The following is a 13,143-nucleotide window of genomic DNA, read 5'->3' on the forward strand; positions in this document are numbered from 1 at the left end:
ATCAATCCTATTTAAAATCGTAAACCTAGAGTACCCAGCACTTACTCAATTGTAATTCGTAAATCTAAAATCGTAAATCTTAATACCTTTGCTCTCTTCTGTAATTGAACAGCTCTTACAGAAGGTGCTTACACATCCGCAATGAGAGAAATAAAGCGACAAAGGATTACCCGTCCAGATGGTAAATCTATAAATCTGGTACAACGAAGAGGACACCTGTCCTATTGCTATAATGCCTGTTGTTGCGGCAGGACAGACCGGGGATATGCAGCAGTTCCAGTTGATCTTTATAAGAATGAATGGCTGAAACGAAAACTTAGGAACGTTGTGCATCTTACCAAGGGTGGTTGTCTTGGTCCCTGCACCCTGGCAAACGTTGCAACTCTACTTTTCGACGGAAATTCGGTCTGGTTTCACTCAATTAACAGCGATTGGCAAGTAACAGCTATTTTTGATTATATCCAGAGCATGGTAGAAGCGGATTGCTTCCTTGTTCCTCCTGCTGAACTGAATGAATATGTTTTTCAGTTTTATACCTGGAAAGGATCCGAGACTGATACCCTTGCCGGAGAAGCACCCGATCCGTCAGAAGGCATCGTATTCCTCACCCATGCCGATACAGATCTTCTAACGTTGCACCGTGCTATACAGGTGTTACCTGACGACTTCCCTAAAACACTAGGTATGAACCTGCAGGCTGTCAAAACAGAAGCGCATATGGCACAATTGCTTGAAAGGGAACTGGCAGCAGCGCAAATCATTATTTTGAGGATCCTGGGTCGCCCAAGCAGTATACCGGGTTTTAATGAACTGGTAAAAAGGGCTAACGAAAGGAACCAACAATTAATTGTTGTTAGCGGAACAGGCGAACTTAATCCTGAATATGCCGCTATATCAACAGTTTCGCCTGCAATTCTCCAGGATACGCTCCTCTACCTGCAGGCGAGTGGACATATCAATCTGGCAAACCTGCTTCATTTCCTATCCGACCATTTATTGCTGACAGGATTTGGATATGATGCTCCGGTTGAGCTCCCCGATCATGGAATATACCATCCTGCTCTTCCAGAAAATGCAAGCCGGGAAGATTGGGAAAAAATTTGCGATCCAGATCTCCCAACGGCCGGAATTACATTTTACCGTGCACATTTCTTAAGTGGGAACACGGCGTTCATCGACAAGCTTGTAGAAAGCCTGGAAGAGAAGGGTATGAATGTATTGCCTGTCTTCACTTCCTCCCTGAAAGCTAAGGATCAGGAAAGCGACTGGCCTTCAGCCTTTAACTTCTTCCGCAGGGATGATGAAACCCTAATTGATATCCTAATCAATACGGTTTCTTTCGCCATGCAGAATTCTGACCAATACTCTAGTAGTTCTGATAGTCCCCTAAACAGACTTGATGTTCCCATCCTGCAAGCTATTAGTAGCGGGATGACAAAAGGGTCCTGGGAAAACTCGACAAGGGGACTTAACCCTCTTGATACTGCAATGAATGTTGCTATTCCCGAATTTGATGGAAGGATAATTACTGTACCTATCTCATTTAAAGAAAAGGAAAGGGAAACAAAAGGATACGAAGCACACGATGACCGGATTGAGCGTGTTGCCGGTATCGCTTATCGCTTCGCCCGTTTGAAACATCTTAAAAATTCTGAAAAGAGAATTGCTTTTGTGTTTACAAATTCAAGCTCCAAAGCTTCCCAGATCGGTAATGCTGTCGGTCTTGACGCACCGGCATCCCTCCTGTCTATTTTGCAGGCAATGCAGGCAGAAGGCTATGATATTGATGAACTACCAGAAACAGGAACGGAGATCATCCATGAATTGATCAATCGCTGTTCGTACGACGAGAACTACCTCTCTGCAGAACAACTTGGGAATGCGGTTGGGAAAGTAAATGCAGAAACGTACAACAAATGGTTTTCGGAGTTACCGGAATCCTTGCGAATTAAAATGAAAAAACATTGGGGTAACCCTCCGGGTGAGACCTATGTACATCATAATAACATCTGTTTTGCGGGCATTAATTACGGAAATGCACTTGTCGCGCTTCAGCCTCCACGAGGATATGGAATGGATGCCGACGCGATCTATCATCAACCCGACTTACCCCCCACCCATCATTACCATGCCTTCTACCGTTGGTTGAGAGATGGCTGGGGTGCAGATGCCATCGTACATGTGGGTAAGCACGGGACCTTGGAATGGTTACCCGGAAAAGGCCTCGGGCTATCCGAAAACTGCTTTCCTGATGCGTTTTTAGCAGATCTACCTTTGTTTTATCCCTTCATTATAAATGATCCCGGCGAGGGTTCGCAGGCAAAACGACGTGCACATGCCGTTGTTATTGACCACCTTACCCCGCCTATGACAACAGCAGATACCTATGGTGAACTGGCTCAACTCACTCAGCTGGTGGATGAATACTACCAGGTGGAAACACTGGATCCATCAAAACTACCTCTTCTGCAAAGACAGATCTGGGAGCTGATACAGAAGGCAAACCTGGATAAAGATCTTGCCCTGCTGCTTCGAAAGGATCATGGCGACCATGTTCACGAGTGGGATGATGAGTTAACACCGGAAGGTGTACCGGTTAGTCTGGCGGAAATGGAAGGAAAAGACGTCTCGCATTTGATCGAAGATATCGATGGATATTTATGTGAATTAGGTGCAGCGCAGATTCGGAGCGGACTGCATGTTTTAGGGGAAATGCCACAAGATGAAGCTCTTGTTGATATGCTTCTGGCCTTAACCAGGCTACCAAATCCCGGTATCCCAAGTCTTCCTGCTTCCATAGCATCCTTTTTTGACCTTGACTTTCAGAGATTGCAGTCAGATAAAGGGAAACGTTTGGATGAGCTATCGGAAAGTTTCAAAAGATTTGCCGGCCGTCCGGTTACATCGGCTGCGGATGCCCTGGAAGTAATAGATGAATCAGGAAAGCACCTATTACTTCTATTAAAAAAACATGGTTTTAGAAGAAACGCGATTGCAATAGTACTAAAAGAAACATTCGGCGAATCCACAGCGGAAAGACTTGCTGATATCCATCATATCCTGGTGTATATTTGTGAAAAGATACTTCCTAACCTGGATCAGACCTATGATGAGATCAGCAATCTTTTGCATGCCCTTTCCGGTGGCTACGTCCCGGCCGGACCAAGCGGTGCTCCTACACGGGGTATGGCGCATATCCTTCCAACGGGTAAAAACTTTTACACCTCCGACCCAAGAGCTCTTCCCTCTCAAACAGCATGGGAAGTAGGTCAACAGCTTGCGAGAGAAGTGCTTGACAGGCACCTGAGAGAAACCAACCGCTTTCCGGAGAATGTAGGAATAAGCATTTGGGGAACAAGCGCAATGCGTACACAAGGCGATGATGTGGCTGAAATCCTGGCTCTTTTGGGAGTTCGTCCGGTATGGCAAACTGAAAGCAGAAGGGTTACAAGCCTTGAGGTAATACCACTGGATGAATTGAAACGGCCAAGAATAGATGTTACAACGAGAATAAGTGGTTTCTTCCGGGACGCATTCCCGCACTTGATAGAACTTATTGATCAGGCTGTTCAACTGGTTATTAATATCGACGAGCCCTTGGATCAGAACTTTGTCCGGAAACACTATTTGAAAGATCTGGAAGAACTGCAGCAGGAGGATATCAGTTTGGAAGAAGCTGAACAAAGAGCCTCTTACCGCATTTTCGGTTCACCACCTGGAAGCTATGGTGCAGGAATACTCCCTTTGATACAGGAACGTAACTGGCAATCAGACGCTGATTTTGCTCAAACTTATATTAATTGGGGAGGATATGCTTATTCTTCTTCTGTAAGTGGAGCCGACGCAAGGAACGAGTTTAAGCAGCGTTTATCCGGGGTCGAAGTAGCTCTCCATAATCAGGATAACCGGGAACACGACATTTTCGATAGTGATGATTACCTGCAGTTCCACGGAGGTATGATTGCTTCTATCCGCAGCTTAACCGGTCACCGGCCGAGAGCCTATTTTGGCGACAGCCAGGACCCTTCAAGGGCGGTTGTCAGAGACATCAGGGAAGAAGCATTACGGGTTTTCCGGTCAAGGGTCGTAAATCCGAAGTGGCTGGAGAGTATTAAAAAGCATGGGTACAAAGGAGGTTTGGAACTGACCGCTACCGTTGATTACCTTTTCGGCTACGATGCCACCGCGCAGGTTGCAGACGATTGGATGTACGAAAAAGTAGCAGAAACCTATGCTCTAGATAAAGACATGCAAGGCTTCTTTGAACAGAATAATCCCTGGGCCCTGAATGCTATTGCAGAACGCCTGCTGGAGGCGGCACAACGCAACATGTGGAAATCTCCTGATCCTGATACCCTGAAATCGCTACAGGAGATCTATCTTCAAAGCGAAAATATACTGGAAGAGAAAAATGAAGCATAACTAATATAAAAATTTCAAGAGCAAATTCCGAAACGGAGGATGAAGTAGCCGTAAGATTTTTATGTTAAGTAAAAACAAATTAAACTCTCATTAAAAAGCAATAGGCACATGATATATCCTTTTACGGCAATAGTAGGGCAGGAAAAATTAAAAAAAGCACTTCTATTATGTGCGGTAAATCCCTCTATAGGGGGAGTTTTGATTAGAGGCGATAAAGGGACGGCTAAAAGTACAGCGGCAAGAGCACTGGCGAAGATCGTTCCTCCTATCTCCAAAACCGTTGGTTGCAGGTTTAACTGTCCCGACTACGCTCCTTTAAGCATTTGTGAAGCCTGTATGCAAATAGAAAAAGAGCTTGAACTGGTTCAGGTCCCTTTTGTCAACCTACCTCTGGGAGCATCAGAGGAACGGGTTTTGGGACAGCTGGATCTGGAAGGCATCCTGATTGAAAAGAAAAAAAAGCTTCAACCAGGCTTGCTTGCATCGGCCCATCAAGGGATTCTTTATATAGACGAGGTTAACCTGCTTTCAGATCATCTGGTGGATGTACTCCTTGATGCAGCAGCCATGGGGGTTAATACTATCGAACGTGAAGGTCTATCGATTAGTCACCCTTCGCGATTTACGCTGATCGGGACTATGAACATTGAAGAAGGGAACCTTCGACCTCAACTGCTCGATCGCTTTGGATTAATGGTGGATGTAGAGGCCCCTGCAAGCATTGAAGAGCGCACAGAAGTTGTTCGCCGGCGTGTGGCCTATGAAAGTGACCCTGCAACCTTTATTTCGCGGTGGAGAGAAGAACAGGAAACATTACGCAGTAAACTTATTACTGCTAAAGAACTTCTACCCCAGGTGCAGCTAAAAGACGACCTTTTAACACTGATTAGTGAACTTTCTATGGGAATGGGTGTAAAAAGCCTTAGAGCAGATATAGTGATGTATAAGACAGCACAAACGATAGCTGCATTAGATGGTCGTACTGAAGTAACAGCAGAAGACATCCGCGAAGCTGCAGAGCTAGTGCTGGCACATAGAAGTCACCAAAGACCTTTTTCTGACCCAGGCTTTAACAAAGATAAACTTGACGATATGATCAGCCGGTCGCAGTCGAAACAAGATAACGGGCACGAAGACGAACACCAAACGAATACCCAATCTGAGGAAGCGGAGTTGGACGATTCTGGATCATATCAGGACAGTTCGGAGGAACACACCTTCAATGCGCAACAGCAACAATCAATACCAAGGATAGAATTAAAGATCAATACCAGCCTGGATGAACTTAAGGAAGGTAAGCGAAGTCTAGTTGACCGTGCAAAAAAAGGAAAGTATACAAGAGCAGAACGATCAGGAACATTAACAGAAATCGCAATTGACCCTACCATTTATCATGCAATCCATCGCGATCCCGAAAACTTCGAATTGCGAAAGGAAGACCTTCAACAAAAGGTACGAAACGGAAAAACAGGAAACTTAATCCTTTTTGTTGTTGACGCTTCCGGATCTATGGCAGCAAATAAGCGAATGGAAGCAGTAAAAGGCACCGTATTGAACCTTTTGAAAGATGCCTATCAGAGAAGGGATGAAGTAGCCGTTATTGCGTTCCGGGGAATAGAGTCAAAAGTATTACTACAACCTACCCGCAGCGTTGAACTAGCTGAAGTAGCATTGCAGAAACTGCCTACCGGAGGCCGGACACCTCTCCCCCATGCCTTACAAACAGCTTTTCAATTAATGAAGAAGGTTGGTACCGCAGAAGAATTAAAACCGATACTGGTTATTCTAAGTGATGGGAAAGCAAATGTACCGGTGGCGGGTGGTGATCCCTGGGAAGAAACTTTAACTATTTCTGCGGGTATTAAGAATGATGAAATACCAGGTTTGGTAATTAATACAGACATTGACTACCTGCAGCTTGGCCGGGCTCAACAAATGGCGGAAGCGTTAGGCCTGGAATATATTTCTTTAGCCGATATTGATTCAGACAATCTTACTCCGGTGGTGAAAAAGGTTTTATAAAGTTAACGAAAAAGCTCGTAAATGAAGAAGCTGCCTAAGGCGGCAGATGCAATACCGGCAATCCCGTTCATCCATTTAAATAATATCATATTCTTTTGCAGAAAGCGGCTCATCGTTGAGATAAGGGCATAACTATATATTCCCATAGTGATAATTATTCCGATGGATTCGATCACTAAAACCATGATTGATTCCTGCATAGTGGAGGCACCGATCACTAAAGCAGAGGTTAAAACGCCTCCTGTTCCAGCCAATCCATGAAGCATTCCTACCCAAAAGGACCGGTTAAAAGGTCCTTTCTTTTTCTCCTGATCATCAGCCTTTTGGACGTGATGGAACGACTTATCATAACCAGGGTTTTGCTCCTGATATCTGGTCATCATCAGGTCGATCTTCTTGTTTCGCTTTATAGCCTGAAAGCCAAGGATGATCATAATGGGACCTATACTGATCTGCGCCCATTGAGAAATATCACTAACAAAAAAATGCAGGGAAGATTTGAAGATTAAAGCTATACCACCAAAAATGAGCAGGGTAACAGAATGCCCCAGGGCCCATTGCGAAGCACGAAGCATAACGCTCCATGAAAGCCTTTTCCTGCTTGCTGCGTTTTCTGCGGCAAGCACAGAAACAGCCGTAACATGATCTGGCTCAAAAGAATGAAGAACGCCGGCTAGTAGAGGCCTGCTGATACTTAATAAACTCATTTTCTATAGGTTAGAGCGTAAAAACGCAAGTCGAATCCAGCTTTGAAAAGGCTGGCAAGATAACCGTTTTTTTTAATATTAAATTATCCGGTAAATTACCATACATTTGCAGCGCAAAAGGTAGCAGTTCTATATAGAACGCTTTAATAGGGAATACCGGTGAGAATCCGGAACAGTCTCCGCTGCTGTAACCCCCAGAAAGAACCTGCAAAAATGCCACTATTGAAACATCCTAATGTACAACGGGAAGGCGCAGAGTTCGGGGAAGTCAGAAGACCTGCCTTGAATAATTACTCATAAATGCTTTCGGAAGAAAGGCAGAGAATATGCTAGAAATCAAAAATCATTTCAAGTCAGTCAGGGAAGGGATTTTTCTGAAAGGCGCAATTCAGACAGTAAAAACAGGGGTTATTTTAGTACTGCTATCTCCTTTGTCATTATTTGCCCAATCAGGAAAAGCCACCCCAAAAAGCACTATTAAATATGCTAAGGGCTTTGCACTGAGCTATCGGGGCAATTACAAGGTATTAAGCATTCTTAATTATTATAACGATCAGGTCGATACCCTTCGTTATTTGTTGCTCGATCGTAAAGCCCCTGTTCCAAAAGGCTTTTCAAACACACAGATCATCCGTACCCCTGTTAAAAGTCTTATCACGATGTCTTCTATGCACATCGCACTCACCGAATTTGCAGGAGCCGCTAATCTGATCACCGGTCAGGGTAATTTCAAATATGTTTCCTCTCCCCTGGTCAGAAAGAACATAAAAACCGGAAAGGTTAAAGAGGTGGGTTTGGATGGAGACTTAAACCAGGAAATGATCATTTCAATGCGCCCTGACGTTCTCATGGTTATGGGTAATCCTTCGGCTCGTTTCAGCAAGTACCAAACTTTGATGAACGCTAAGGTTGCTGTTTTAGCAATGAATGAGTGGCTAGAAACCACTCCCCTGGGGCGAATGGAATGGGTAAAGTTGGTAGCAGCGCTCACCAATAATGAGGCTGTTGTTAACCAAAAGTTCGAAAAGGTAGAAAAAGAGTATGCAAGACTTGTTCAGGTAGCTAAAAAGGCTAAAACGCGACCACTGGTTATTACAGGAATGCCTTTTAAGGGGACCTGGAATGTTCCTGACGCTGATAGCTATAATACTAAACTGTTCCTGGATGCAGCAGCCTCATACCACTGGTCGAAACAAAAAGGAACAGGCAGTTTACCCTTAACATTTGAGGCAGTTGCTCCCGTAGCACTAAAGGCTGATTACTGGTTAAATATCGGCTACGTTAATTCTAAACTGGACATTATAGCTAAAGACGAGCGTTTTGCTTCGTTCAGGCCTTTCAAATCCGGCAAAATGTTCAATTACAACAAAAGAATTAACGATGTTGGCTCTAACGATTACTGGGAATCTGGAGGTGTGAACCCTCATTTGATCCTTGCCGATCTTATTAAGATCCTTCACCCCGAATTACTGCCAAACTACAAGCTTTTCTATTACAAACAATTGCAATAAGTATTTCAATTATTGGGGTTACCCACTTTTTAATTCAATTCAATGAAGTTCAAATTTCGTTCGTCTTTGGCTGTGCTGGCTCTTGGCTGTGGTCAATTCAACTATTCCCTGGCTCAGGATCATCCCTCAGAGATCTTATCCTCAAGGCAACAACTAGACACTGTAATCGTAAGTTCGACCAGAAACCCGGTCAACAGGAACAGGGTCCCGCAAAACATTACTGTTATCAGCAAAGCTGCAATTGCATTAACACCTTCGTCAGAGCTGACGGATATTATTAAAAAGAATTCTTCTGTAAACGTCATCCAATATCCCGGCCTATCTGCGGGTGTTAGTATACGCGGGTTCCGACCTCAATTCAGCGGACTAAATCAAAGAACACTCTTACTGGTAGATGGAAGACCGGCTGGAACAGCTAATATAGCAACCATAAACACTTCTGACGTTGAGCGTGTGGAGATTCTAAAAGGTCCTGCCTCTGCATTATATGGCTCTCAAGCAATGGGTGGTGTGGTAAATGTGATCACCAAAAAATCTACGGGAGCACCGAAGACTAGTTTGTTTGCAGAATATGGTTCTTATGAAACTTTCAAAGCAGGTGGAAGTACAGGAGGCTCAATTAATAAGCGCCTGGATTATGACTTATCTTTCAATATTTTTGACCGTAACAAGAATATGGAGCTTGGGAAGAATAACCTGCTTCGGGATTGGTTTGGATACGACGTCGCTGTCAAAAATTTCCTTACAGGCGACACGGCGCACATAGACGACAGACGTTCGGATGGATTAAAACGTGAATATACAAGGGTAAACTATAACAATGAGAACATCCGTTTTGGCTATAAACTTTCTGATAACTGGAGAGCTGATGTGAAAGCAGAGCGATTTGCAGCGGTAAATGTTGAAGCTCCAAGCGATATCACTTACATCAATGCCCGGCCTTCCAGTAAAGACATCAACAAGTATATGGGAGAAGCTTCGGTATCAGGAAAAGTAGCCAATCACCAGGTTTCTATAAGAGGATATCTAACCACCGAAGATAGTGCCAACAAAGATCTTCAAAATAACGGAGTTTCTATCCCTCCTTATGTTTCCTACATGGCTACTTCGAAATGGAACGGGCTTCAGTTGAAAGATATATATACCCTGGATCAGCATAGTCTGATAGCCGGCATTGATTATATGAGCGCCACTACCGAGTCGAGAAGATTTACAGATAAGACGGAAATTGGAACATACTCTCCAAACTATGAATTACAATCAGTTGCAGCCTACTTACAGGCTCAGCTAAGCTTCCTCAACAACAGACTATTGATAAACCCCGGTGCCCGTTACGACCTGATCACTTACGATGTAAAATCCACCCCGTTTTTAACAAATTATAGTCCCGGTAAAGAAACTAATCCATTCTTTAGTCCGAGTTTAGCAACGCAGTTCAACATCTTCAAAACTCTTGCTGTTCATGGTACCTTCGGCAGGGCTTTCGTAACCCCTGATGCTTATAATGTAGCAGGCTATTCGGAAAATACAAATGCTGGTAAAACAGATGTGACACGTGGCAACCCAAACCTGAAGAATGAAAGTTCTGTATCATGGGATGCCGGAGTTCGTGTTTTCAAAACTGATTTCGGACTATCTGCAGATATCACTTATTTCTTTACAGACGTAAAGAATAGGATTACAAAAAGTGTTTCTGCAGCGGCGGCGGGAGAAAAGACACCCGATGGGGCTCAAATCACTAATATTACTACTTATGTGAATGCTGACAAGGCCTTTATCCGGGGCTTGGAATGGGAGGTTTCATATGATTTAGGTGCATTACATAATAACGCTTACGCCTTACGCTTCTACGCGGATGCAACGCATAACTTCAAAGCAACCGAAATAACGGCAGGATCTAACGGATCAACCTATAAGGATATCAACAATGTGGCCAAGTTCACCGGAAACTTTGGTATCGAGTACAACACGTTGAAAGGCTTAGCATTCCGCTTAAACAACCGGTACGTAGGGAAACGTACAGATATCTTCAGTGATAGCAAAGCACCAGTGATTGTCTACCCACCCTTCATGACAGTAGACCTGTCTGGCAGCTACACTTATGCGAGGAAGCATACTTTCACCTTACTTTTAAACAATATCACCGACGAGAATTACTATGAAAAGAGAGGCTATAACCTTCAGGGAAGAAGCTTTTCGTTAAGGTACGGTTTAAGTTTTTAAAGAGTCTAAGATTCTCGTTCATTAATCCAGCCATTGTGACGCTTTGCTTAACGTGAAGAACAGGATTGCTCTACCGATGGGTTTTAACTATCGGTAGAGTATCACTATAGTGTCTCTACGGGTCCTATTTTAAAAACGAGCCGCTGAGACTTAAGCGCATTTATAAAGCCAGTTTTCTTAGTTCCCCAATTAGTTGTTCTATAGAGGAGCATTCACTACTGCTGGTATTGGTTCTGATTAACCAGCTATTGCCATGAGCTGCAACTTCGATAAGCGGAAGTTGAGGGTTCTCTGCAACCACAAATCCGTTCCTAATCAGGGCGCGTTTGGTCCAGAAGGCCGCGGCGCCGCTTCCTTTGAGATTGATACTCCTTTGCCCTTCTTCGTGAATGCTGAAAGTTCCGCTTTCACGGTCGAACAAGATTCCATTTTTCTCAAAAGCTTTTTCGAACACCTCGTTTAAAACCAGATCTTCCGGCAACCCTGCATCAACATTACCGTCCTTTTTCAGCAACCAGATCTTATCGGCAACCTGTAAGGCCAGATCCAGTTCATGGGTGGATACCAAGATAGCTTTATTAGTTTCCTTGGCAAGACGGTGTAATAAGCGCATCATCTCAATCCGGCTTGGCAAATCCAGGTGTGCGGTAGGTTCATCGAGAATAATAAGCGGCGTATCCTGCGCAAGGGCTCTTGCTAACATCACTTTCTGGGATTCGCCATCGCTTAACTGCCCCATCTTCCGATCCAGGAAGTTCTCCAAATGAGTAGCAGAGATAGCGTTCTGAATAACCTCCCGGTCCTTTCTCCCCAATCGTCCAAGCCAGCCGGAATAGGGATTTCTCCCCAGGGAAATAAGGGAGTAAACATCCAGGTTGGATGACCTTACAGAATCTGTGAGGACCACACTTAGTTTAGTAGCAATCTCCATTGGTTTGAGATCGGACAGGAGTTTTCCATCAATCTTAACAGTTCCTTCGAAGGGGTCCTGCAAACCTGCTATGGTTCTGATTAACGTTGACTTTCCCGCACCATTTGGGCCTAGCAGACAAACCAATTCACCCGCCTTCATTGCAATATTAAGAGGCCCCGCAACCTTAACTTTTTTACTACCGTTCCTATACCCGATAGTAAGACCATCTATGTTCAGCAGCGTTCCCATTAAAACCCTCTTAAATTCTTATTCCTTACAATCACCCAGATTACTACCGGAGAGCCAATAAGGGAAGTGATTACATTTATCGGGAGAGCAGTTTGACTTCCTGCGATTTGAGATGCGATGTCGCAAATAAGCATTAAGCCTACGCCTATTAAGCAACAGGCTGGGATCAAGATCCGGTGGTTGGAGGTATTAAATAAGGCACGTGCCAAATGGGGTACAGCGATACCAATAAAGCCTATCGGGCCGCAAAATGCAGTGATACTTCCCGCAAGCAGACTGGTACTGCAAATAATTAGTAAACGGGCACGATTTACCGTTAATCCCATACTGCGCGCGTAATTTTCTCCCAGCAGCAGAGCGTCGAGCAATTTGGAGGAGGCAAAAGATACAATAAGCCCAATTGCTACCGCGACAGCCAATACAATAAGGTGTTGCTTAGTTACTCCTCCCAGTGATCCGAAAGTCCATAACAGGTATTCTTTGATCTGTTCAGGCGAGCTGAAATATTGCCATATACTTATAATCGCAAGGGTAATATTACCAATCATCACGCCAACAATCAGCATAACAACATTATCCCGCAAGGAAGCAGAAATAGCAAGGATAACAAGCATTATAACAGCTGCCCCTACTGTCGACGCTGTTATCAAAAGCCAGCTTCCCGAGAGTCCCATTTCCTTGATCGTATAAATACTTGTAATGGTGCCGGCAGACAGCATGATCAGGGCAACGCCCAAACTTGCTCCTGCAGTGATACCCAAAATGGAAGGACCCGCAAGAGGATTCCGGAACAAGGTTTGCATCTGCAAACCGCTAACGGAGAGTCCGCAGCCAACTAATACAGCAGTTATCGCCTTCGGTAGACGTATCTCCTGCACAATGAATAACCAGGCTTCGTCTTGAGATTTTTCGGAGAATAGGATCCTTACTACTTCCCTGAACGGAATAGAAATAGTACCAAAAGCAATATCTGCAATAAAACAGATTGCTAAAGCAAGAATAAGAAGAGGAACTAAAAGGCTGCTTCGGATTTTCGAACTTCTTCGCACCTCTTCATCTACTGTAAATTTGCCCGACATTTATCTTTTTACAATCT

Annotated in this window: 7 protein-coding genes and 1 riboswitch; of the genes, 4 read left to right on the forward strand and 3 right to left on the reverse strand. The window is 44.2% G+C overall.

Going from position 1 to position 13,143, the window contains the following annotated elements; all coding sequences use genetic code 11:
- The first annotated feature begins 141 nt into the window (after window positions 1-141).
- Window positions 142-4,422, forward strand: coding sequence for a cobaltochelatase subunit CobN (cobN, locus tag J4N24_RS00480; protein ID WP_207531676.1), 4,281 nt, complete (start codon window positions 142-144; stop codon window positions 4,420-4,422).
- 108 nt (window positions 4,423-4,530) lie between these two features.
- Complete coding sequence (locus J4N24_RS00485) at window positions 4,531-6,444, forward strand: magnesium chelatase subunit D family protein (RefSeq protein WP_207531677.1); 1,914 nt, start codon at window positions 4,531-4,533, stop codon at window positions 6,442-6,444.
- Window positions 6,445-6,446: 2 nt separating this feature from the next.
- Here J4N24_RS00485 and J4N24_RS00490 read toward each other — a convergent pair whose 3' ends face one another.
- The gene (locus J4N24_RS00490; protein WP_207531678.1) at window positions 6,447-7,151 is read right to left on the reverse strand and encodes a hypothetical protein; all 705 of its coding nucleotides are present in this window, start codon (window positions 7,149-7,151) and stop codon (window positions 6,447-6,449) included.
- 101 nt (window positions 7,152-7,252) lie between these two features.
- Window positions 7,253-7,450: riboswitch (cobalamin riboswitch) on the forward strand.
- A 27-nt stretch (window positions 7,451-7,477) separates the two neighbouring features.
- On the opposite strand from J4N24_RS00490, the gene J4N24_RS00495 reads away from it, so the two are divergent.
- Window positions 7,478-8,662 carry an ABC transporter substrate-binding protein gene (locus J4N24_RS00495; RefSeq protein ID WP_207531679.1) on the forward strand — a complete coding sequence of 395 codons (1,185 nt, stop codon included), beginning with the start codon at window positions 7,478-7,480 and terminating at the stop codon, window positions 8,660-8,662.
- 42 nt (window positions 8,663-8,704) lie between these two features.
- Window positions 8,705-10,885, forward strand: a complete 2,181-nt coding sequence (locus J4N24_RS00500; protein WP_207531680.1) for a TonB-dependent receptor — start codon at window positions 8,705-8,707, stop codon at window positions 10,883-10,885.
- Window positions 10,886-11,045: 160 nt separating this feature from the next.
- Here J4N24_RS00500 and J4N24_RS00505 read toward each other — a convergent pair whose 3' ends face one another.
- Together J4N24_RS00505 and J4N24_RS00510 are read right to left on the reverse strand one after the other, a co-directional pair.
- Entirely contained in the window at window positions 11,046-12,047 is a 1,002-nt protein-coding gene (locus tag J4N24_RS00505) for an ABC transporter ATP-binding protein (RefSeq protein ID WP_207531681.1), read from the reverse strand.
- On the reverse strand, window positions 12,047-13,126 hold the full coding sequence (locus J4N24_RS00510) for a FecCD family ABC transporter permease (RefSeq protein ID WP_207531682.1): 1,080 nt from the start codon (window positions 13,124-13,126) through the stop codon (window positions 12,047-12,049). The genes J4N24_RS00505 and J4N24_RS00510 overlap by 1 nt, the downstream gene beginning before the upstream one ends.
- Window positions 13,127-13,143 lie beyond the last annotated feature (17 nt).

The sequence above is a fragment of the Desertivirga arenae genome, from assembly GCF_017355785.1.
In the GTDB taxonomy this organism is placed as follows: Bacteria; Bacteroidota; Bacteroidia; order Sphingobacteriales; family Sphingobacteriaceae; genus Desertivirga; species Desertivirga arenae.

Coding starts and splice junctions, on each gene's coding strand:
- J4N24_RS00510 (WP_207531682.1), bottom strand. CDS start 13,126: ATGTCGGGCAAATTTACAGTAGATGAAGAGGTGCGAAGAAGTTCGAAA.
- J4N24_RS00500 (WP_207531680.1), top strand. CDS start 8,705: ATGAAGTTCAAATTTCGTTCGTCTTTGGCTGTGCTGGCTCTTGGCTGT.
- J4N24_RS00495 (WP_207531679.1), top strand. CDS start 7,478: ATGCTAGAAATCAAAAATCATTTCAAGTCAGTCAGGGAAGGGATTTTT.
- cobN (WP_207531676.1), top strand. CDS start 142: ATGAGAGAAATAAAGCGACAAAGGATTACCCGTCCAGATGGTAAATCT.
- J4N24_RS00485 (WP_207531677.1), top strand. CDS start 4,531: ATGATATATCCTTTTACGGCAATAGTAGGGCAGGAAAAATTAAAAAAA.
- J4N24_RS00505 (WP_207531681.1), bottom strand. CDS start 12,047: ATGGGAACGCTGCTGAACATAGATGGTCTTACTATCGGGTATAGGAAC.
- J4N24_RS00490 (WP_207531678.1), bottom strand. CDS start 7,151: ATGAGTTTATTAAGTATCAGCAGGCCTCTACTAGCCGGCGTTCTTCAT.